Source organism: Polynucleobacter sp. JS-Fieb-80-E5 (assembly GCF_018882015.1).
Taxonomy (GTDB): domain Bacteria; phylum Pseudomonadota; class Gammaproteobacteria; order Burkholderiales; family Burkholderiaceae; genus Polynucleobacter.
This window is the reverse complement of the sequence record NZ_JACVPH010000003.1, coordinates 128,599-150,858: the sequence shown is the minus strand read 5'-3', so window position 1 is coordinate 150,858 and position 22,260 is coordinate 128,599. Positions and strand designations below refer to the sequence as shown.

The window sequence follows — 22,260 nt, the reverse complement described above, 5'->3', positions numbered from 1 at the left end:
TTTTCTGTAATTGTATGATTTATGCTTAATATTAAACCTAGCGCAAACGAGCTGCGCACTTTTTTTCAACTGCGCCCAATAAAGCAGCCATTGCTGCATCAATTTGGGGATCCTGTAATGTCTCATTAGGGTTTAAGAGGGTTACTCGGAAAGCCAAGCTCTTCTCATCATCCGCCATACTACTTGATCCAGCCTTAGGCTTGAACTCATCAAAGAGTTCAATATTACGCACAAAATTTTGCTTGCTAGCAGCCATAACATCTAACAGTGACTGCGCAGAAACGCTTTGCTTCACAACCAAGGCCAAATCACGTTGCACTGCAGGAAATTTACTCAAATCTTCAGGCACCGGCAAGCCAAGCTCACGAATAGGATCTAAGTCTAATTCAAATAAAACAGGCGCTTGTGGCAACTCATATGCTTGTTGCAAACCAGGATGAAGCTCTCCAATGAATCCTACTTCAATACGATTCTTGGCTGCAGTCAAGAATATCTTTGCACTGCGACCCGGATGTAATGCAGGGTGCTGTGCGGCTTCATTGACAAAATGCAGGGGATCTAAAACACGCTCCAGATCACCCTTCACATCAAAGAAATCAACCGCACGGGTTGCATTGGCCCATTGCTCAGGAACAAAAGATCCATAAGCAAGGCCGCCAATTTTTTGGGGCTGATAAAAGCCAGCCACCTTGCCAGCCTCTTCTTGAACATTCACGTCACGCTTAAATACACGGCCAGTCTCAAACAGGCGTACACGCCCTGCTCCACGGTTCAAATTCGCCTTGAGGTTATTTAACAAACCGCCCCATAGCGTACTGCGCATCACACCGTATTGGCTGGCAATAGGATTTAACACCGCAATGATCTCTGTTTCAGTGGCGCTAGTTAAACGCTTTTCACTTTCGAGATCTGTGAAGCCAAAATTTACTGCCTCTTGATAACCTTGGAGAGCCAAACGCTGGCGCAATAAATGAACACCGCGTTTTGCTTCTGCTTTAGCACTCATTTTCAATGAGGCTACTGGTGGTTGATCCGGAATATTTTCAAAGCCGTACATACGTGCGACTTCTTCGATCAAATCTTCTTCGATCTCAATATCGAAACGATAGCTTGGGGGCATTACAACAAAGGCATCACCCTCTTGCTTAAACTCAAAACCAAGACGCTGAAATACATCAGCAACCACTTCATTTGTTAGTGGAATACCAATTACTTTTTCTGCTCTAGCCAAACGCATTTTGACTGGCTTACGGTCTGGCACGTTCAATACTTGATCATCCACTGGGCCAGCTTGACCACCGCAGACCTCAATAATTAAGGCACTGAGATACTCTAGACAATTAACTGTATTTTGGGGATCTACACCGCGCTCAAAGCGATGCGCTGCATCTGTGCTGAAGTTAAAGCGGCGGGCACGGCCCTGAATAGCTGAAGGCAACCAATATGCAGCCTCAACATAGATATTCTTGGTGTCATCAGATACGGCGCAATGATTGCCGCCCATGATTCCGGCAAGCGCTACCGGGCCATTCTGATCAGCAACCACGCCAGCTTCCTGTAACTTGCCCGCAGAGTCGGGGCCCTGCAAAGTCACAGTCTGACCATTTAATAATTCAAGAGTTTCGCCTGCTTTAGCCCAACGAACAGTGATATCGCCATTCAATTTATCAATATCAAATACGTGGGTAGGTTGACCCATCTCTAGCATGACGTAGTTAGAGAGATCTACTAATGCAGAAATACTTCTTTGACCTGCGCGGGATAAAAGCTGCACAATCCACTCGGGTGTTTTAGCCTGCGGATTAACACCACGAATCACGCGACCAGCAAAACGTCCACAGAGTTCTTTATCTTCTACGGTAACTTTGCGCTTATCGTCAATCGATACTGCTGGTGGTGTCCACTTCGGCGCGCAGAGCGTAGCGCCAGTAATGGCGGAAACTTCTCTTGCCATACCCATTAATGAGAGGCAATCTGCTTTATTCGGGGTTAATTTAATAACAAAGATTTGATCATCAAGATTCAGATATTCACGAATATCTTTGCCAACTGGCGCATCCACAGGTAACTCTAGGATGCCTTCGTGATCATCGCCCAAGCCAAGCTCACGGCCAGAGCACAACATACCTTGGCTTTCAACACCGCGTAGCTTACCCACTTTGATCATGAATGGCTTGCCGCCGGCTTCAGCAGGGGGCAATTCAGCGCCAACCATAGCGCACGGAATCTTGATCCCGGCACGCGCATTAGGCGCACCACAAACAATTTGTAACTCTTGACCAGTACCAGCGTCTACTTTACAAACACGTAAACGGTCTGCATCAGGATGTTGCTCTGCAGACAAGATTTGCGCAATCACGATCTTAGTAAATGCAGGGGCTACTGAATGTTGCTCTTCAACTTCTAAACCGGCCATTGTCATTGCATGACCAAGCGCATCACTATCCAGTGATGGGTTTACATACTGACGAAGCCAAGATTCAGAAAATTGCATAGCGCGATCTTAGTTTAGTAATAAATAGTTTGGTTATGCAGGGAACTGCGCTAAAAAACGCAGATCGTTTTCAAAGAAGAGGCGCAAGTCATCTACACCGTAACGCAGCATCGTTAAGCGCTCTAGACCAGATCCAAATGCGAAGCCGGTATAGCGCTCTGGGTCGATACCCATATTGCGTAAGACATTAGGATGAACCTGCCCTGCTCCGGAGATTTCTAACCAACGGCCGACAAGTTTGCCGCTACCGAAGGCCATATCAATCTCAGCTGAAGGCTCTGTAAACGGGAAATATGAAGGTCGGAAACGAACTTGCAATGCATTCGTTTCAAAGAAGGTTCTCAAGAAATCTGTATAGACGCCTTTGAGGTCTGCAAATGAAACACTCTCAGCAATCCACAAGCCTTCAACTTGATGGAACATGGGTGAATGGGTTGCGTCGCTATCAACACGATATGTTCTTCCTGGCGCAATTACTTTGATTGGCGGCATGACATCGGCGTTAGCGTATTTCTTAACATGTTCGCTCGCATAACGAACCTGAATGGGGCTGGTATGCGTACGTAATAGCAACGGCTTCTCGTTAGAGTCTTTGCCATCGATATAAAAAGTATCCTGCATTGAACGTGCAGGATGATTCTCAGGGCTATTTAAGGCGGTGAAATTAAACCAATCGGTTTCAATCTCAGGGCCATCTGCTACATCAAAACCTATTGAGCGGAAGATCTCTTCAACACGTTCCCAAGTGCGCATCACAGGATGCAAGCTACCTACTGCTTGGCCACGGCCAGGCAAGGAAACATCGATAGACTCTGCTGCAAGACGTTGCAACAAGACGGCATCAGCCAAAGCTTGGCGACGCTCTTGTAATGCAGCTTCTACTTGGGTTTTGATTTGATTAATTTGGGCGCCAGCACTCTTGCGTTCATCAGGCGACATTCCACCAAGCGCTTTTAAACGCTCAGTGAGAACACCTGACTTACCGAGATACTTGGCTTTCGCGTCCTCTAGAGCTGCCGCATCGGCAGCTCCGAGGAAATCACGTTTAGCATCCTCGACAATGTGGTCGAGAGAAACCATTGCAGCTTAGTTTAGAAAACTAAGATTAAGCTGCAGCGTTTACTACGGATTTGATCCGAGTAACCAAAGCAGCAAAAGCTGCTTTGTCAGCAATGGCCATATCAGAAAGCACTTTGCGGTCGAGTTCGATCGCAGCTTTCTTCATACCATTCATGAATACGCTATAGGTCATGTCATGCTGACGAACTGCCGCGTTGATACGGGCAATCCACAATGCGCGGAATACACGTTTCTTATTGCGACGGTCACGATAGGCATATTGACCAGCACGCATAACCGCTTGCTTAGCAATACGGAATACGTTCTTACGACGGCCACGGTAACCTGTAGCGGCATCGGTAATTTTCTTATGACGGGCTCTTGCTGTAACCCCACGTTTGACTCTTGGCATTTATTTCTCCTAATCTAGTCTGAGGTTAAGCGTATGGAAGCATGGAGCGAATTGACTTAACGTCAGCTTTCGCAACTTCGGTGGTACCACGTAAGTGACGCTTATTCTTTGTGGTCTTCTTGGTGAGGATATGGCGTTTGAAAGCCTGTCCTCGTTTAATCGTTCCGCCTGCGCGAACCGTGAAGCGCTTTTTAGCGCTACTCTTGCTCTTCATCTTGGGCATAAAGCACCCCTTCAATTACTTGTGCAACATAGGTGGTAACCGACGGTTACTCTTCCTGTACCCAGAAGCACTTCAAACTACCGATATCTTTCGATACCTCCCTACATAAGAACCAGGTAGAACCTAGTTACTTAGCCTTACGGATAGGGGCCAATACCATCACCATCTGGCGGCCTTCCATCTTTGGAAACTGTTCGACTTGGCCGTATTCAACGAGATCCAACTTCAAACGCTCCAACATTCTGACTCCGATTTCTTGGTGGGCCATTTCACGACCCCGAAACCGCAGCGTAATCTTTGTCTTATCGCCATCTTCCAAAAAGCGGATTAGATTGCGTAGCTTCACACCGTAGTCACCATCATCAGTACCAGGGCGGAACTTCACTTCCTTCACCTGAATTACTTTTTGCTTCAGCTTAGCTTCATGCATCCGCTTGGCTTCTTGGTATTTGAATTTGCCGAAGTCCATGATGCGGACTACAGGTGGCACAGCCGTCGGAGCAATTTCAACCAAATCGGTCTCTTTCTCTTCTGCCAAAGCCAAGGCTTCACTCAACTTAACTACACCGATGGGCTCTCCATCAATTCCAATCAAACGCACTTCAGGAGCAGTAATTTCCCGGTTAATGCGCTGCAATTTTTCAGTAGCGATCTTCTTAATTCCTTTAAAAAAACAATAAAAAACCGTTCTAACCCTAGCTAAGCTCGGGTCCGACTTTCTGGGATATATCCTGCTGGAGTCGGGCAACGAAGGCATCAAGAGGCATTACACCTAAATCCACTCCGCCACGGGCACGAACGGCCACCGTATTGCTTTCAGACTCTTTATCACCTACAACTAGCAAAAATGGGGTCTTCTGTAATGCGTGCTCACGTATTTTATACGTAATTTTCTCGTTCCGCAAATCAGATTCGACTCTAAACCCTTGTTTTTTCAGCAATTGCTGCACTTGTTGTGCATATGCAGCAGAATTTCCAGAGATATTGAGGACAACAGCCTGGGTTGGGGCAAGCCAAACTGGCATGTTTCCAGCATGGTTTTCAATCAAAATACCGATAAAACGCTCTAAGGAGCCCACAATTGCTCTATGGAGCATAACTGGGGTCTTGCGACTATTGTCTTCTGCAACATATTCAGCACCTAAACGGGCTGGCATTGAGAAATCGACCTGGATCGTGCCACATTGCCAAGTACGACCAATCGAGTCCTTAAGGTGATATTCGATCTTAGGGCCATAAAAAGCACCCTCACCTGGCAATTCTTCCCATTCTTGGCCTGAAGCCTTGAGGGCACCACGGAGGGCCTCTTCTGCTTTATCCCAAATAGCATCATCGCCTACACGCTTAGCAGGACGTAAGGCTAGCTTTACAGCCACCTCGGTAAACCCAAAATCTTGATACACAGCGCGCACTGCTTTATCAAAAGCAGCAACCTCTGATTGAATTTGATCTTCAGCACAGAAAATATGGCCATCGTCTTGAGTGAAGCCGCGCACACGCATCAAACCATGCAATGCACCTGATGGTTCGTTACGGTGACATTGACCAAACTCACCAAAACGTAATGGCAACTCACGATAGCTATGCAAGCCAGAGTTATAAATTTGTACGTGACCAGGACAGTTCATCGGCTTTAATGCGTAAGCACGATTCTCCGACTCCGTCGTGAACATATTTTCTTTATAGTTTTCCCAGTGGCCTGATTTTTCCCAAAGACCGCGATCCAAAATCTGCGGAGCTTTTACTTCTTGGTAGCCTTCTTGCTGATACACGCGACGCATGTATTGCTCAACTTCTTGCCAAATGGACCAACCTTTTGGATGCCAGAAAATTAAACCAGGCGCTTCTTCTTGAAAATGAAATAAATCAAGTTGCTTACCGAGGCGGCGGTGATCACGCTTCTCAGATTCTTCAAGCATATGTAAGTAAGCATCTTGATCTTCTTTACGTAACCATGCGGTGCCGTAAATACGCTGCAGCATCTCATTCTTACTATCGCCACGCCAGTAAGCGCCGGCCAGCTTCATGAGCTTAAATACCTTGAGCTTGCCGGTAGAAGGCACGTGCGGGCCGCGGCATAAATCGGTGAATTTACCTTCAGCATACAAGGAAACATCTTCGCCCTGCGGAATGCTGGCAATCAATTCTGCTTTGTAGTTTTCGCCTTGCTTCTTAAAAAACTCGACAGCGTTATCGCGCGGCATTACGGTGCGAGTCACTGGCTCATCTTTTTTAGCAAGCTCAGTCATTTTCTTTTCTAAAGCGACTAAGTCATCCGGAGTAAATGGGCGGTGATAAGAGAAGTCATAGTAAAAACCATTCTCGATTACTGGACCGATAGTTACTTGTGCTTCAGGAAATAACTCTTTAACGGCGTAGGCTAATAAATGCGCTGTGGAGTGACGAACAATCTCTAGCGCTTCTGGACTCTTGTCAGTGATGATGGCTAATTGGCTATCTTTATCAATTACAAAACTGAAATCCACCATCTTGCCGTCAACGATGCCACCTAGGGCAGCTTTTGCAAGACCGCTACCAATGCTTTGGGCTACATCCGCTACGCGAACAGGTCCCTCAAACTCACGTTTTGATCCATCGGGTAGAGTAACTACAAGCATGATGACCCCATATTATTTACTGAACTTCATTACTGACATCTTTCCCAAAAAGAAAGCGCGGTAGCTTTTGGGCATCCGCGCCTCTTTGAAGCCATACATAGCACTTCTTTTGGGTCTTATTCGTTGGTAGGCTCGATTGGACTCGAACCAACGACCCCCACCATGTCAAGGTGGTGCTCTAACCAGCTGAGCTACGAGCCTATACAGCCATAGAGTTTATCACCGGCGGCGCACTTGGGTGACCCCTTTGACCTCTTCTAGGCTGTTTTGCACGACTCGCAGCACTTCAGAATCCTTCACCTCAATCGTTAAAAGGATCTGAGCAAGACCTTTTTTGGCTGATTTACGCAAATCGATCACATGCACACCCTGCCTAGTCAGAATTTCAAAGAGCTCCCGCATTAACTCGGGGCGATCTAAGCCAGTCACCACCAAATCAGCTGGAAAGACGCGTTTTTGCTCTTGATTGACCACAGGATCAGCAGCAGAAGCAGTCCAAGCAGTTTGAATGACCCGCTCAGGCGCCCTCTCAAGCAAACCTCTAAAGGTTTTGCAGGAGCGACGGTGAATCGAAACGCCTCTACCCTGGGTCACAAATCCCGCAATGGTGTCTGGTGGAACGGGTCGGCAGCAGCGCGCTAACTGGGTCAATAATGAATCCACGCCAACGACCAAAACATCGCCCCCTCGCCCTGCTTTATGGGTGCTGTTGCGCAAAACGATTTCAGGTGTTGTGGATGGGGTCTTTAATTCAGGGATTGCCTCAGCTTTACCCTCTAAAGCTTTTCCAGATTGCCCAGCCTCTTCATCATCGAGCGCATTAAACCAAGCGCGAACTCGTTGGCGTGCTCTTTGTGAGCGTAAATAGTGCTTATCAGGGCTAATCCAATCGCGTGATGGGCCACCGTGTTTGACAGCAATGATTTCAATGGTTTGTCCATTCTTCAATGCCGTCTCGAGCGGCACCATTGCGCCATCTACACGTGCACCCCGGCAACGATGACCAAGATTAGTGTGAACCGCATAAGCAAAATCGATTGGCGTTGAGCCCTTCTCCAAAGAAATCACTTTCCCTAAAGGTGTAAGCACATAAATATGGTCGTCAATCTCATGGTGCTTAAGCTGCTCCCAGGCATCCTCTTTCCAAGAGATAAGCTGGCGAGCCCAAGCGATTTGCCTTTCATAGGCAACCTCTGCGCTATGCGTGCCTTGCTGGTGAGTAACACTTGGCTTGTTTTTTTTGGCAGGATTTGGGGGGGTGGCCATACCTGCATATGCCCCCTCCTTGTAGCGCCAATGCGCAGCTAAACCATATTCTGCCTGCTGATGCATTTCTTGTGTGCGGACCTGAATCTCAAATGCGGTACCGTCTTCGTTCATCACTACTGTATGCAGTGATTGATAACCGTTAGGCTTAGGTCGCGCAATGTAATCATCAAACTCTCTTGGTACGGGCTGCCAGACGTTGTGCACGATGCCTAATACAGCGTAGCAAGATTTGACATCGGCGACCAATACCCGAAATGCTCTGACATCATAAAGATTGGCAAAGTCTAATGATTTACCTTCCATCTTTTTCCAGATGCTGTATATATGTTTTGGCCTTCCAAGCACTTCGCCTTCGATCTGCGCAGCCTTTAATTCGCCCTGCAGTTGCAAGACGATTTGATCGATGAAAGATTGACGCTCAATGCGTTTAGCATCCAGCATCTTGGCAATATCACGATAAGTCTGCGGTGAGAGCGCTCGAAATGCTAAGTCCTCCATCTCCCACTTCATTTGCCAAATACCTAATCGATTAGCCAATGAGGCATCGATACTCAAGATCTCTTGAGCCCAGGCTGCAGGCATCTCGATCTTCTCTTGTGCGATCCAGCGCAAGGTCTGCAAGCGGGAAGCGAGATAAATCAGAACCACACGCAAATCATCGCCAAATGCCAACAGCATTTTGCGCAACATTTCTTCTTGGCCGGTCACACTTAAACCACCATCACTACGAACTAGCTTTGCTTGCGCTTGACGTAAGCCACGGTAACCAATCAGTAATTTCGCAGGCTCTTCGCCAATGAGTTTGATGAGGGCTTCTTTGCCATGGGTGCGGGCAATATTGCTGGCAGCAGTTAATGTCGCCTCATCCAGATTAAGAGACTGCAATACCTGCAATACGCCGGCTGCGTGCAATTCTGCCGGCTCACCATACCAGGCATCTACGAATACTGGCTCTTTTAATGAATTGCTAGGGGCATTTGCCATTGGCAATGTGGAGTGATTAAGAAGTAATTAACTGAAGAATTCTTTTGCTAAAGCAATCTGCTCGGGTTTCACAAACGCGGGTGCATGTCCCACATTGGGAATCTCAATACTGCGTGCATAAGGGTTGACTTTACACATTTCTGCAACAGTAGCTGCGGATAGTAAGTCAGAAACTCCGCCACGAACAATCAACATCGGAATATGAATGTGCTTAAAGGCATGCCACATCGCCATCTCGCCTGCTTTAGCCATGATTGGGCTTACTGATGCAAACGGCACCGAGATATCTGGGTCGTAATGCATGATCCATTTGCCCTCCATTTGAACCAGCATTGGGCCGTTATAAATTTCCCACTCTTCTGAAGTGTGCTCGCCAAAAGTGGCGCAGATTTCATTTAAGCGTTGAAGTGCTTCAGTGCGATCCGAGAAACTAAAGGGCTGACCAACATATGATCCTAGGCGTTTAATTGCCTCTGGCTCAATCTTGGGACCCACATCATTGATGATCATTCTCTGTATGGGTGAGTTTGGCATTGCGGCATACACCATGCCAATCAAGCCTCCCATGGAAGTTCCCAGCCAATCCACTTGTGCAACACCAAGCTTCTTAACTAACGCAGCAATATCAGCAACGTACTGTGGCACGGCATACAGCATTGGATTGCTCAGACGATCTGAATCACCTCTACCCACCACATCGGGACATACAACGTAATAGTCTTTACACATGGCCTGCGCGAGCGTTTTAAAGTCACTGCCTCGCCTTGTAAGGCCATGAACACACAGCAATACTTTATTGCCTGGGTTTCCCCAAGCGTGATAGGCCATACGATGCGTGGAATCGCCACTAGCGCACTCTACGTAAAAGGTGTCGCCATCATGAAATACATTTACTGCCTGTGCGGCATCATGATCTTGATGATCTTGATGATCATTCTCAATCTCAATCTCATGCTCATGATCGTCGCCCACCTCTTCAGGCTGCAAGGTCACGTGATCAATGCCGTGCTTATCCAAGAGCATCGAATTGATTCTGGCCATAATTTCTGGCCACTTCTGCATCTCAGCGATTTCAATATGGCCAATCAAGGCTGGGAAGCTAGGGGTCATCTCCCAGACGTGTAAATCATGTACCGCATGTACGCCTGGAATATTTCTTAAATCAGTACCTACTTGTAAGTAATCAATATGTAGAGGTACACCCTCCATCAGGAAGTGATAAGACTCATGCAGAATCGAGATGGTGGACTTCAGAATAAGCAGCGATACCAAAATAGAGAGAATGGCATCGATAGGCATCCAACCGGTAAGCTGAATCACAACACCAGCAATCAATGCCGCAACTGAACCCAATAGATCACCCATGACATGAACTAGTGCCGCACGGGTATTCACACTTTGCTTATCACGAGATAAAACCCATGCTACGACGACGTTCATCAGAAGACCGATTGCAGCAACAACCGTGACAGTCAAGCCATCCACTTTATGGGGATTAGCAAAACGACTGACAGCCTCAATGACGATCCATAACACCAAAGCTAGCATCGCAATGCTATTAACAAATGCAGCTAGCGCTTCAGCACGCCCAAAACCAAATGAATGCTTTGGAGATGGTGGGCGACGGGAAATAATCTGCGCAAGTAGCGCTAAACCCAAAGCGGCAGCATCAGTCACCATGTGACCCGCATCAGAAATCAACGCCAATGAATTTGCGAAATAGGCAGCAGCGCCCTCAACCCCTGAAAAACCTAAGGTCAGTACTAAGGCAATTAATAGTAGGTTTTGATTAGAGGCTTGCTTGCTATGGGTATGCCGTGCATCACCCTTCTTATGGGCATGTAGAGAAGGATCTACTCCAGATTGATTCTGGGGTTTAGATGGCTTCGAATGGAAATGATGGGAGCCCGACATGGTGAACCCATTATTCCATTAATTGATGACTCTGATTAGAAACCTGTTGTGTCAACAGGGGCTCCTGTTTTAGCGATAACCTCTTCCTTAGTCACGCCTGGAGCCAATTCAGTTAACTTCAAACCCTTAGGGGTGATATCAAGAACACAAAGATCGGTAATGATCTGGCTAATAACGCCTACACCCGTTAAAGGTAATGTGCAATGCGGCAAAATTTTGAGCTCTTCAGTGCCATCTTTTTTCTTGGCAACGTGCTCCATCAATACGACAACATGCTTAACACCGGCGACCAAATCCATTGCACCGCCCATGCCCTTGACCATTTTTCCTGGAATCATCCAGTTGGCCAAATCACCATGTTCGCTTACTTGCATTGCACCCAAGATCGCAATATTAATTTTTCCACCACGAATCATTCCAAACGAATCGGCAGAAGAAAAAATGGATGAACCAGGCAAAGTTGTAATCGTTTGCTTACCAGCATTGATTAAGTCTGCATCAATTGTTTCTTCTGTTGGAAACGGTCCAATACCCAATAAACCATTTTCAGACTGAAGCCATACTTCCATATCTTTAGGCACATGGTTCGCTACTAAAGTAGGCATACCAATGCCCAAGTTCACGTAGTAACCATCTTTTAATTCTTTAGCAGCACGTGCTGCCATTTCATCTCTAGTCCAAGGCATTTCGATATTCCTAAGTATTCTGTTCTATTGCTGTTCTGGGAATTACGCTGTTGCAGTCATAGTGCGCTGTTCAATGCGCTTTTCTGGTGTTTTATGCAGCACCAAACGGTGGACATAAATACCGGGCGTATGAATCTCATCAGGATGGAGTTTGCCGTTCTCAACAATCTCTTCTACTTCTGCAACGGTGATCTTGCCAGCCATAGCAACTACTGGATTGAAGTTCCGTGCTGTATAGCGATAGACTAAGTTACCGGACTTATCTGCCTTCCAGGCTTTTACTAAAGAGATATCTGAAACGATTGAACGCTCCATGATGTATTTCTCGCCATCGAATTCTTTTTCTTCTTTACCTTCGGCAACTAAAGTACCAACGCCAGTTTTAGTATAAAAAGCAGGAATACCGCAACCACCAGCACGCAATTTTTCAGCCAAAGTTCCTTGCGGTGTAAATTCCAACTCCAATTCGCCAGCTAAATACTGACGTTCAAATTCTTTGTTCTCGCCAACGTATGAGGCAACCATTTTTTTCACTTGGCGTGAGTTGAGCAATAAACCCAAACCAAAGCCGTCAACTCCAGCGTTATTAGCGATTGCGGTGAGGTTTTGAACACCCAAGTCCTTAACGGCCTGAATTAAAGCCTCAGGAATGCCACAAAGACCAAAACCGCCAACAGCTAATTTTTGTCCGTCTTTTAAGATATCCCGCAAGGCATCCACTGCCGATGGGTAAGTTTTATTCATAACTTTTGTCCTAATATTGCCAAAATGGGTAAAAAAACAATCATAACGCTTAAGACGCCCGGGGCTAGGCGGTCTTGGCACTAAATCGGTTTTTGTCACTTAGAACTAAACTAACAGAGCTTAAATGCCCCATTTTTAAGAAATTTCGGAGAAATTGAATGAATTCTGCAGAGTTGGTAGAGCAATATGGTCCCAGGGACTCTATGGACTATGACCTAGTCATTGTTGGAGGCGGTCCCGCAGGATTGTCGGCTGCTATTAAAGCCAAGCAATTAGCCAGCTCCTCAGGAAAAGAAATCAGTGTTTGTGTTCTAGAAAAGGGTTCTGAAATCGGAGCCCACATCCTTTCTGGCGCCGTCATGGACCCCAAGGCACTCACTGAATTATTCCCCGACTGGAAAGAATTGGGTGCCCCACTTGATACCCCAGTAACGCAAGATCAATTTCTGTTCTTAACCAGTGATAACTCATACCAGGTTCCAAACTGGATGCTGCCGCACTGTTTTAAGAATGAAGGCAACTATATTGTCAGTCTTGCTAACGTAACCCGTTGGTTAGGCCAACAAGCTGAAAGTCTCGGCGTTGAGATTTTCCCCGGTTTTCCAGCAGCAGAAATTCTCTACAACGAGCAAGGCGCAGTCCATGGTGTCATCACCGGCTCAATGGGTTTAGACAAAGAAGGCAATCCAACGGATCAGTTTCAGCTTGGTATGGAATTGCGCGGCAAGTACACCCTCTTTGCTGAAGGCGCGCGCGGCCATCTTGGCAAACAACTGATTGCTAAGTTTGCATTAGATAAGGATGCAGACCCACAAAGCTATGGCATTGGCATTAAAGAGCTTTGGGAGGTTGAACCCTCCAAGAGTAAGCCTGGACTTGTAGTGCACACCGCAGGCTGGCCTTTAGAGAGCGATACCTATGGCGGCTCATTCCTCTATCACTTAGCTGATAACAAGGTTGCTGTTGGGTTAGTGGTTGGCTTGTCTTATAAGAATCCCTACCTCTCTCCTTTTGAAGAATTCCAACGCTACAAATTACATCCAAAGATTCGTGAAACTTTTGAAGGCGGTAAGCGCATTTCTTATGGCGCACGCGCACTCACCGCTGGTGGTTTGAACAGCCTTCCTAAGACTGTATTTCCCGGTGGTGCGCTCATTGGTTGTGATGCCGGCTTCCTTAATGCATCTCGCATCAAGGGAAGTCATGCAGCAATTAAGACTGGAATGCTTGCTGCTGAAGCAGCAGTTGCTGCTATCAATGAGAACCGCTCTGAGGATGTTTTGTCTGCGTACCCAACTGCATTTCAAAATAGTTGGCTGCATACAGAACTCAATCAGGCGCGCAACTTCAAGCCCTGGATGTCAAAAGGACTTTATGTTGGCACGCTGATGGTGGGATTAGAACAAAAGCTTTTGGGTGGCAATATGCCATGGACCGTGCATTTAAAACATGCAGACCATGAATGTTTGGAGCCTGCAGCACAACACAAGCCGATTGACTACCCTAAGCCAGATGGCAAGATTACGTTTGACCGCCTCTCTTCAGTATTTATCTCCAATACCAATCATGCTGAAAATCAACCAGTTCATTTAACGCTGAAGAATGAATCTATTCCTGTAGGCGTGAACCTGGAAACCTATGCAGGACCAGAGCAACGCTACTGCCCCGCTGGCGTATATGAGTTTGTCGAAACCGATGGTAAGGCGCGCTTGCAAATCAATTCGCAAAACTGCGTACATTGCAAAACCTGTGATATCAAAGATCCAACACAAAATATCGTCTGGGTTACCCCAGAAGGTGGCGGCGGTCCAAACTATGCATCCATGTAAAGAAATGCAATACAGCAAACCCCGGTTCAATGCCGGGGTTTTTCATCTCAACACGATTAAATAAATAGCGTTATATTTAACCCATGATGATCCTACATACTATGCTTCGCGTTGGCGACCTTAATCGCTCGATTGATTTCTACACCAAAGTTTTGGGCATGAATTTACTGCGCACGACTGAACGTCCTGAACAAAAATATTCACTGGCTTTTGTGGGTTTCGGTAAAGGGAATGGTGATGGCCAGTCGGAGATTGAACTGACTTACAACCATGGCGTTCAATCCTATGACCTAGGCACGGCCTATGGACACATTGCAATTGAGGTTCCGGATGCCTATGCAGCTTGTGCTGCCATTAAGGCGGCCGGCGGCAATGTGACCCGTGAGGCTGGTCCTGTAGCTGGCGGTGACACCATCATTGCATTTATTACCGATCCTGATGGTTACAAAATAGAGCTCATTCAGCGTTAATCGTGGCAAAGCCCGATTCATTTCAATTAGAAATAGTTGATAGCCTTTGCGATATCACCTCAGAGAAGTGGAACGCTCTGCTTCCTGCTGATGCAGGCCCTTTTCTTCGCCATGAGTTTCTCAGTGCGCTAGAGGAAACTGGCTGCGTTGGAGCTAATACTGGTTGGCAAGTGGCTCACCTACTTCTAAAAGATGGCGACCAGCTCATTGGGGCAATGCCCCTGTATTTGAAGCAACACTCCTACGGAGAATTTGTCTTCGACTGGTCTTGGGCGCAGGCCTATGAGCAACAAGGTATGCAGTATTTTCCGAAAGCGCTTTGCGCCATTCCGTTTACACCAGTTCAAGGCTCAAGGATTTTAAGTGCGAGCAATGTAGCTGCTGATTTAGTGCAACAACAATTGATTGCAGGTTTGAAGACTTTAGTTTTGCAAAATAATCTATCTTCAGCACATGTTTTATTTCCCCATGCTTCAGAAGCAAAGGGCCTCAAGGGCCAAGGCTTCATGTTGCGAGACTCGGTGCAATTTCATTGGCATAACCAAGGCTTTGAGAATTTCGAACAATTTTTAGCAGTCCTCACTATGAAGCGCCGTAAGAATATTCGACGCGAACGAGAACAGGTGGAGAGAAAGCTAATTACTTTTAGACATGTCCCGGGAATATCTTCAACCAATGCTGATTGGGAATTCTTTTATCGCTGTTACGCAAACACTTACTTAGAGCATGGATCTAGCCCCTATCTCAATGAGGTATTCTTGAAGTTATGGGCACAGCGTATGCCTGAAAACTTACACCTCATCATTGCAGAGCGCAATGGAAATCCAATTGCAGCGTCTTTAATAGTTGTTGACCACACAAGCTCTAAGGCTTATGGAAGGTATTGGGGTGCTATCGAACATATACCCTGCCTGCACTTTGAAACCGCCTACTATCAAGCAATTCAATATTGCATCTCTAATCAGATTCAAACCTTTGAAGGTGGTGCACAAGGTGAACATAAGATGGCGCGCGGCTTCTTGCCCACTACCATTCAATCTGCCCATTTCATTGCGGATCCTCAGTTTGCCAAAGCTGTGCAACACTTCCTAGATCGTGAACATCAAGGCATAGGGGCTTATGTAGATGAGCTCGCCGAGCACAGTCCTTTGAAATCGTCTAAAGTACAGCCATGAATTCTAAAGACACCAAATCTATTGTGCAAGATGGCTCCCACTCCCTTTCTACAGGGGATGCAGACTCTGACTCGCCTTGCATTGGTGTTTGCACCACGCTATACGATGAGATCTGCCAAGGTTGTGGTCGCACTTTAGGTGAAGTGAGTAATTGGGTATTCTTTTCTCAAGAAGAAAAAGATTCCGTATGGAAACGCATTCGTGCAGAAGGTACTGCAACCCGCTTCCAGAGACAAGCCAAAGAAAATAAGCCCGCTTAGGGGCTTATTTTTTTATTGCCAGCTTTACAACTGGGCCTTAATTAACCAGCCAACTCTTGGCTACGTAGGTACTCTTCGTAAGTGCCAGAGTAATCCACCACCGTACCATCCATCTTCACTTCTAAGATGCGGTTGGCTAATGCAGAAACAAACTCGCGGTCATGAGAAACAAATATCAAAGTACCGTCGAATTTCTCAAGAGCGATTTGTAAACTCTCAATCGATTCCATATCCATGTGGTTGGTTGGCTCATCCATTGCCAGGACGTTGTATTTTTGGAGCATGAGTTTGCCCCAAATCATTCTGCCCTTTTCACCACCAGAAAGGACTTTGACAGACTTGCCAATATCGTCACCAGAGAACAGGAGGCGGCCCAAAGTGCCACGGATCACTTGGTCATCATCGCCGGTATTGCGCCACCAATTCATCCAGTCCATGAGCAATTCGTCTTTAGCGAACATCTCGGTATTGTCTTGAGGCATTACGCCGACGTTAGCATTCTCAGCCCACTTCACATCACCGCTATCAGCGGCAATACCATCAAAGCGCTTACTCAAGATCGTTTTGAGAAGTGTTGTCTTACCAGCACCGTTTTGACCGATGATCGCAATCTTTTCACCAGCACGAACACCTAGCTTGAAATTCTTGAAGATCACGCGATCATAAGCTTTAGTAAGTGCATTGCACTCTACCGCCATATTGTGTAATTTTTTCTCAGCATCAAAACGAATAAATGGGTTCTGACGTGATGAAGGCTTTACCTCAACAATTTCAATCTTCTCCAGCTGCCTCTGACGTGAAGTCGCTTGACGAGCTTTAGAAGCATTTGCAGAGAAGCGAGCCACGAAAGCTGCTAATTCAGCAATTTTTTCTTTGGCTTTCACGTTATTGCTGAGCTGCTGTGTTCTTGCCTGCACAGAAGCCAGCATGTAAGAGTCGTAGTTGCCTGGATAAACCTTTAAGGTTCCATAATCCATATCGGCCATATGCGTACAGACTTCATTGAGGAAGTGACGGTCATGGGAAATGATGACGATGGTGCTCTTAATTTGATTGAGAATGTCTTCAAGCCAATGAATGGAGTGAATATCCAAGTTATTCGTTGGCTCATCGAGCAGCAATACATCTGGATCGGAGAACAATGCTTGCGCTAGCAATACACGCAGCTTCCAACCTGGTGCAACGTTGCTCATCGGACCATTGTGTTGATCAATAGGAATACCAATGCCTAACAACAACTCTCCTGCTTTTGCTTCTGCGGTGTAGCCGCCGTATTCGGCGTACTTGCCCTCAAGCTCAGCAGCCTTCATGTAATCTTCATCAGTAGCATCTGGATTGGCGTAGATAGCATCGCGTTCAGCTGCAGCCTTCCACATCTCTTCGTGACCCATCATCACAACGTCGAGTACGCGCACATCCTCGTAAGCAAACTGATCTTGACGCAACTTACCCAAACGAATACCAGGATCCAAACTCACATTACCGCTCGTTGGCTCTAGCTCGCCACCCAAAATTTTCATGAAGGTGGATTTACCGCAACCGTTTGCGCCAATCAGGCCATAGCGATTACCGCCGCCAAACTTCACGGAAATGTTTTCAAATAGAGGCTTTGCCCCAAACTGCATGGTGATATTAGATGCTGACAGCACGGATGTTTTCTAGCTTTCTGAAATTCAATTGGATAGTTACCCCCGAATTTGGGGGCAAAGACCGTTATTTTAACGGCTTAGAGGTCTTTGTAGGCGGGAAGCCTGTGGTCTTGCTTAGACTTTGACCCTAAATGGGGTGAAATTCGTATGAATATCGTAAAAATCCTCATTTTCCTTACGCTTGAGGAAGTTCACAACCCAATAGGTCATAGGAGTTGCTAGAACCTCCCAGGCAGTCTTTAGCACGTACTGGGCCAACGCTACCTGAATGACTTCATGGGTAGGCCAGATGCCATAGAACGCCAACATATAGAAGAGAGAAGAGTCAACCAACTCCCCTACAGCTGTCGAGCCAATAGTACGCATCCAGAGAAAGCGCCCTTGGGTCATGATTTTCATCTTCGCCAGCACATAGCTATTCGTCAGACTGCCGCACCAAAAGGAGAACATGGAAGCTAAGGCGATACGCCATGAGTTTCCAAAGACAGTCTCTAGCCCCTGCTGATAATTAGACATATAAGCGCCTGGCGCCACCGGCAAAGCAATCACTATCTGCGCCATGATTGCCGCAAATGCAAGCGCAGCAAACCCAGTCCAAACCGCTCTACGGTCATAGGCATAGCCATAGACCTCAGTCAGAATATCGCCGAAGAAATAGGAGATGGGGAAGAACAAAATGCCTGCACCAAAAGGCACGGATCCAAAGTAAGGCAAATCAACCACAGCTGCTTTACCGGCACCAATAAAGTTTGAACAGAGCAAGACCACCACAAAGGCAGCCAAAATCAGGTCGTAATAGCGGTGGCGAGGTCTAGGCAAGTCCATAAGTCAAGAAAAATGGATAATAGAAACAAGAATATCTGTATTCCTGAAAATTCGCAGGAAGCAGCTAAAAATCAAGACAAAAATGAAATATAGGATGCCAAAGCAATGAGCAAAAGTAAGGCCAGCTTTAACTGGGCGGACCCCCTTCTTCTGGATACCCAGCTAACCGAAGAGGAGCGCATGATTCGTGATGCAGCTGCTGAATACGCTCAAGGGCGCCTGATGCCCCGCATTCATGACGCTTACCGCAATGAAACAACCGACCCAGCCATCTTCCGCGAAATGGGCGAGCTTGGTCTCTTAGGCATCACGATTCCTGAACAGTACGGCGGCGCCAACTTGAACTATGTCTCTTACGGTTTAATTGCGCGCGAGATTGAACGCGTGGATTCTGGCTATCGCTCCATGATGAGCGTGCAGTCTTCTTTAGTCATGGTTCCTATAAATGAATTTGGTAGCGAAGCGCAAAAACAAAAGTATCTCCCTAAATTAGCGAGCGGCGAATGGATTGGTTGCTTTGGTTTAACGGAGCCAAACTATGGTTCTGATGCAGGCGGCATGATTACTCGCGCCAAGAAAGTGCCCGGTGGCTTTTCATTAACGGGTTCGAAGATGTGGATCTCCAACTCTCCGATTGCTGATGTATTTGTAGTGTGGGCGAAAAATGATGAAGGCATCATTCGTGGTTACATTTTAGAAAAGGGCATGAAGGGCTTAAGCGCCCCGAAAATTAGCGGCAAGATGGGTCTGCGTGCCTCCATCACTGGTGAAATCGTCATGGACGAAGTATTTGTACCAGCAGAAAATGAATTCCCTGAAGTTGAGGGCTTGAAGGGCCCCTTCACTTGCTTAAACTCTGCTCGCTACGGTATTGCTTGGGGTGCACTAGGTGCCGCTGAATGGTGCTGGTATGCTGCTCGCCAGTACACCATGGACCGCAAACAATTTGGTAAGCCACTTGCCGCCAATCAACTGATTCAGAAAAAATTGGCTGACATGCAAACTGAAATCACTCTTGGCCTACAAGGTTGCTTGCGCTTAGGTCACATGAAAGATGAAGGCATTGCATCTCCAGAAATCACCTCCATCATGAAGCGCAACTCTTGCGGTAAGTCATTAGACATCGCGCGCATGGCACGCGATATGCATGGTGGTAACGGCATCTCTGATGAGTATGGCGTTGTACGTCATATGCTGAATTTAGAGGTTGTGAACACCTATGAAGGTACTCACGATATTCACGCCTTGATTCTAGGTCGTGCGCAAACTGGTATCCAAGCTTTTAGCTAAGAACCTGATTTACTGATGATGGCCTTTGCTGCTTTGGCAAAGGCCTTGTCACTATCATTTTCCAGTTGTACAAAATTTTCAATCTTGTATTGGGGAAAATTGCGTACGATCGAAGATTGATATGAAGGGTCGTAGTGCTTTACCAATAACTCTTCCACTAACTCCGGAAAATTACCCGCATCAATGGCTTCATTCCATTTGGCGATCTGTACTTTCCCATAATGCGCAGTAAGTAGGGCCAGTTTCTGTTTGAAATTATCAGTATCGGTTAAGAAGTGGTGATATTCACGAATCAACCAAGAGACGCGAGTCTGTGTGCTGGATCGAAGCTCAATACAACTACCATTGCGAATTTTTTCCATCAAAGCATCAGGTACATGCAAGCCGCCAACCTTCTTGCTTTCAGACTCCACAAATACAGGCTTAGCTGGATCGAGCAAACGTAACGCATTCCAAAGTGCAGTCTCAAAGCCTTTTTGGGATGGCTGCTCGATATTAGGCTCATTACCCAATACGGATCCACGGTGCACGGCCAAGCCTTCTAGATCCAGAATCTGAGCCCCTAGAGCACCGATCTCTTGCAACACTTTTGTTTTGCCGCTACCCGTCATTCCACAGATCACCTGGAATGTAAATTGTGTTGCAGCGTAATCAAGACCATCAATCACGGTTCTTCTGAAGCCCTGATACCCGCCCTCGAGCTGCTTGGCTTTCCAACCAATGCGGTTGAGAATATGGGTAAACGCCCCACTACGTTCGCCACCGCGCCAGCAATAAATTAATGGACGCCACTCACGTGGGAATTCCAGAAAATGATTTTCTAAGTGTGCAGCAATATTTTTAGAGACTAAAGCTGCACCCAATTTTTTAGCTGCAAAAGGAGACTCTTGTTTATAGAGCGTACCAATTGTGGCGCGCTCCTCATTATTCAGAGCGGGGTAATTTACCGCACCCGGAATATGATCAAGGGCAAATTCAGCTGGCGACCTGACATCAATCACAAGATCAAACTGATCTAGCTCAGATAAAAATTGATCAGATCTTAAGATATGCGGATTAATCGGCTGCACGAGGGACTAGCGCAACTGTTGCAAAACATGCTCAGGCCAAGGCGCTGACTTATTCGTGGTGAGGTCTACCCAAACCATGGTTGCACCACCAATAGCGGCCTCTACTTCGGGATCGGTAGTTAAAGCCATGCTGGTGTATAGATCCAGGCTTGTTCTACCAATAGCGCCAATAGAAGTCTTGAGGATTAATTCACCTGGATAAGTGAGTTGTTGAAAGAAATTACAAAAGCCATTAATCATCAACATGGACTCGCGACCAGGAGCGACGTCATAACCCAAAGATGTGATCCATTCACAGCGAGCTTGCTCCATATACCGAAAGTACACAGTATTGTTGACATGCCCATACGCATCCATATCACCCCAACGAATAGGCATGATCATTTCATGTACTAGCTTTCTTTCTTCGGGGATGGTGATGCGCATGCGGGTCAGTAACTTACTATTTCACTTGCAATGCAAGTTGATACAGATTCGTAGAGCGCGCGCCAGAGCGACAAAATGCCAATACTGGTCCGGGCATGGTCCTCAATAAACGGGCCATCTCTCTTACTTGATCAACATTGATTGCACTAGGTACAACTGGTAGGTATGCATAATTTAAGCCCAACTTTTCTGCTTCAGCTTGAATGCTGGCATTAGTTGGCTGATCTGGACCGCCCTCACCATCAGGACGGTTATTAATCACACTCTTATAACCTTGTGCCGCAATTTCAGCTAAATGACTGGCGTCGATCTGACCGATGGTACCGAACTGATCGCTATGGCAAGAAATAGGAAGACTCATGAAACCCTCTACATTGAATAATGACGTAATAGGGTTGATTTTAAATCAGGCTCATGGGACTTAGCTGGAAGCCTTTTTATGGGCCGAGAAGAAACGCTCGCTTATTTCCATACCCACAAGCATGGCGACAACAAATACCAAGGCCTTCAGGTGCCCAGCCCCCAAGGCAACTAAGACTGGACCAGGGCAAAAGCCAGCAATTCCCCAGCCGGCACCGAAAATGAGGCTGCCAATTATGAGGGGCTTCGTGATATCTCTACGGCTTGGAATATGCAAGGCGCCGCCAAAAAATGCTTCAGTCCGCTTGCTAACCACATAAAACCCACCAAGCCCAACCATTACTGCACCCAACATCACAAACATTAAGGATGGATCCCAAAGACCCGTTAGATCCAAAAAGCCCAATACCTTCTGGGGATTACTCATGCCTGAGATGATTAAACCCCAACCAAAAACTACACCAATTGCATACTGACTCAAAAGGCCAAAATGTTTTTTCATC

General features: G+C 46.6%; 21 protein-coding genes and 1 tRNA gene. 5 read left to right on the top strand and 17 right to left on the bottom strand.

The window, feature by feature from the left end:
• Positions 1–37: 37 nt before the first annotated feature.
• The 11 genes from pheT to ICN44_RS05590 all read right to left on the bottom strand — a co-directional run bounded on the left by pheT (position 38) and on the right by ICN44_RS05590 (position 12,403).
• Entirely contained in the window at positions 38–2,494 is a 2,457-nt protein-coding gene (gene pheT / locus ICN44_RS05640) for a phenylalanine--tRNA ligase subunit beta (RefSeq protein ID WP_216263070.1), read from the bottom strand.
• Between the two features lie 33 nt (positions 2,495–2,527).
• On the bottom strand, positions 2,528–3,574 hold the full coding sequence (gene pheS / locus ICN44_RS05635) for a phenylalanine--tRNA ligase subunit alpha (protein WP_216263069.1): 1,047 nt from the start codon (positions 3,572–3,574) through the stop codon (positions 2,528–2,530).
• A gap of 25 nt (positions 3,575–3,599) precedes the next feature.
• The gene (gene rplT / locus ICN44_RS05630) at positions 3,600–3,965 is read right to left on the bottom strand and encodes a 50S ribosomal protein L20 (RefSeq protein WP_011902675.1); all 366 of its coding nucleotides are present in this window, start codon (positions 3,963–3,965) and stop codon (positions 3,600–3,602) included.
• Positions 3,966–3,990: 25 nt separating this feature from the next.
• Positions 3,991–4,188, bottom strand: coding sequence for a 50S ribosomal protein L35 (gene rpmI / locus ICN44_RS05625; protein WP_046330084.1), 198 nt, complete (start codon positions 4,186–4,188; stop codon positions 3,991–3,993).
• A 127-nt stretch (positions 4,189–4,315) separates the two neighbouring features.
• Entirely contained in the window at positions 4,316–4,840 is a 525-nt protein-coding gene (gene infC / locus ICN44_RS05620) for a translation initiation factor IF-3 (RefSeq protein ID WP_174249837.1), read from the bottom strand.
• Positions 4,841–4,883: 43 nt separating this feature from the next.
• Positions 4,884–6,806, bottom strand: a complete 1,923-nt coding sequence (thrS, locus tag ICN44_RS05615) for a threonine--tRNA ligase (RefSeq protein WP_216263067.1) — start codon at positions 6,804–6,806, stop codon at positions 4,884–4,886.
• Positions 6,807–6,930: 124 nt separating this feature from the next.
• A tRNA-Val gene (locus ICN44_RS05610) sits at positions 6,931–7,007 on the bottom strand.
• 18 nt (positions 7,008–7,025) lie between these two features.
• Positions 7,026–9,059, bottom strand: coding sequence for a bifunctional (p)ppGpp synthetase/guanosine-3',5'-bis(diphosphate) 3'-pyrophosphohydrolase (locus tag ICN44_RS05605; RefSeq protein WP_216263066.1), 2,034 nt, complete (start codon positions 9,057–9,059; stop codon positions 7,026–7,028).
• Between the two features lie 27 nt (positions 9,060–9,086).
• Positions 9,087–10,973 (bottom strand): alpha/beta fold hydrolase, encoded by a 1,887-nt coding sequence (locus ICN44_RS12410; protein ID WP_216263065.1) that lies wholly within the window; start codon positions 10,971–10,973, stop codon positions 9,087–9,089.
• Positions 10,974–11,008: 35 nt separating this feature from the next.
• Positions 11,009–11,659: a CoA transferase subunit B gene (locus ICN44_RS05595; RefSeq protein ID WP_215363397.1), complete on the bottom strand. Its 651-nt coding sequence runs from the start codon at positions 11,657–11,659 to the stop codon at positions 11,009–11,011.
• Between the two features lie 42 nt (positions 11,660–11,701).
• Positions 11,702–12,403, bottom strand: a complete 702-nt coding sequence (locus ICN44_RS05590) for a CoA transferase subunit A (RefSeq protein WP_216122271.1) — start codon at positions 12,401–12,403, stop codon at positions 11,702–11,704.
• A gap of 158 nt (positions 12,404–12,561) precedes the next feature.
• On the opposite strand from ICN44_RS05590, the gene ICN44_RS05585 reads away from it, so the two are divergent.
• From ICN44_RS05585 to ICN44_RS05570, 4 genes are all read left to right on the top strand, one after another.
• The gene (locus tag ICN44_RS05585; protein ID WP_216263064.1) at positions 12,562–14,232 is read left to right on the top strand and encodes an electron transfer flavoprotein-ubiquinone oxidoreductase; all 1,671 of its coding nucleotides are present in this window, start codon (positions 12,562–12,564) and stop codon (positions 14,230–14,232) included.
• A gap of 83 nt (positions 14,233–14,315) precedes the next feature.
• Positions 14,316–14,702: a lactoylglutathione lyase gene (gene gloA / locus ICN44_RS05580; RefSeq protein WP_216263063.1), complete on the top strand. Its 387-nt coding sequence runs from the start codon at positions 14,316–14,318 to the stop codon at positions 14,700–14,702.
• 2 nt (positions 14,703–14,704) lie between these two features.
• The gene (locus ICN44_RS05575) at positions 14,705–15,877 is read left to right on the top strand and encodes a GNAT family N-acetyltransferase (protein ID WP_216263062.1); all 1,173 of its coding nucleotides are present in this window, start codon (positions 14,705–14,707) and stop codon (positions 15,875–15,877) included.
• On the top strand, positions 15,874–16,137 hold the full coding sequence (locus ICN44_RS05570) for a DUF1289 domain-containing protein (protein ID WP_216263061.1): 264 nt from the start codon (positions 15,874–15,876) through the stop codon (positions 16,135–16,137). Before ICN44_RS05575 ends, ICN44_RS05570 begins: the two co-directional genes overlap by 4 nt.
• A 41-nt stretch (positions 16,138–16,178) precedes the next feature.
• Here the strand turns inward: ICN44_RS05570 and ICN44_RS05565 are convergent, their stop codons facing one another.
• Entirely contained in the window at positions 16,179–17,786 is a 1,608-nt protein-coding gene (locus ICN44_RS05565; protein WP_216122281.1) for an ABC-F family ATPase, read from the bottom strand.
• Between the two features lie 114 nt (positions 17,787–17,900).
• A complete protein-coding gene (locus tag ICN44_RS05560; RefSeq protein WP_216263060.1) occupies positions 17,901–18,611 on the bottom strand; it encodes a queuosine precursor transporter in 711 nt (236 codons plus the stop codon).
• A gap of 105 nt (positions 18,612–18,716) precedes the next feature.
• Here ICN44_RS05560 and ICN44_RS05555 point away from each other — a divergent pair, with 105 nt between their 5' ends.
• Positions 18,717–19,901 carry an acyl-CoA dehydrogenase gene (locus ICN44_RS05555; RefSeq protein ID WP_216263059.1) on the top strand — a complete coding sequence of 395 codons (1,185 nt, stop codon included), beginning with the start codon at positions 18,717–18,719 and terminating at the stop codon, positions 19,899–19,901.
• On the opposite strand, the gene mnmH is transcribed toward ICN44_RS05555, so the two are convergent.
• Genes mnmH through ICN44_RS05535 form a run of 4 tightly spaced genes read right to left on the bottom strand, consistent with a single transcriptional unit; the run spans position 19,898 to position 22,259 of the window.
• On the bottom strand, positions 19,898–20,971 hold the full coding sequence (gene mnmH, locus ICN44_RS05550; protein WP_216263058.1) for a tRNA 2-selenouridine(34) synthase MnmH: 1,074 nt from the start codon (positions 20,969–20,971) through the stop codon (positions 19,898–19,900). The two genes, ICN44_RS05555 and mnmH, sit on opposite strands and share 4 nt — an antisense overlap.
• 6 nt (positions 20,972–20,977) lie before the next feature.
• Entirely contained in the window at positions 20,978–21,397 is a 420-nt protein-coding gene (locus ICN44_RS05545; RefSeq protein ID WP_216263057.1) for a thioesterase family protein, read from the bottom strand.
• A gap of 16 nt (positions 21,398–21,413) precedes the next feature.
• Positions 21,414–21,758 (bottom strand): TIGR01244 family sulfur transferase, encoded by a 345-nt coding sequence (locus ICN44_RS05540; protein WP_215321955.1) that lies wholly within the window; start codon positions 21,756–21,758, stop codon positions 21,414–21,416.
• A 60-nt stretch (positions 21,759–21,818) separates the two neighbouring features.
• Entirely contained in the window at positions 21,819–22,259 is a 441-nt protein-coding gene (locus tag ICN44_RS05535) for a DUF6691 family protein (RefSeq protein WP_216263056.1), read from the bottom strand.
• Between the last annotated feature and the right edge of the window lies 1 nt (position 22,260).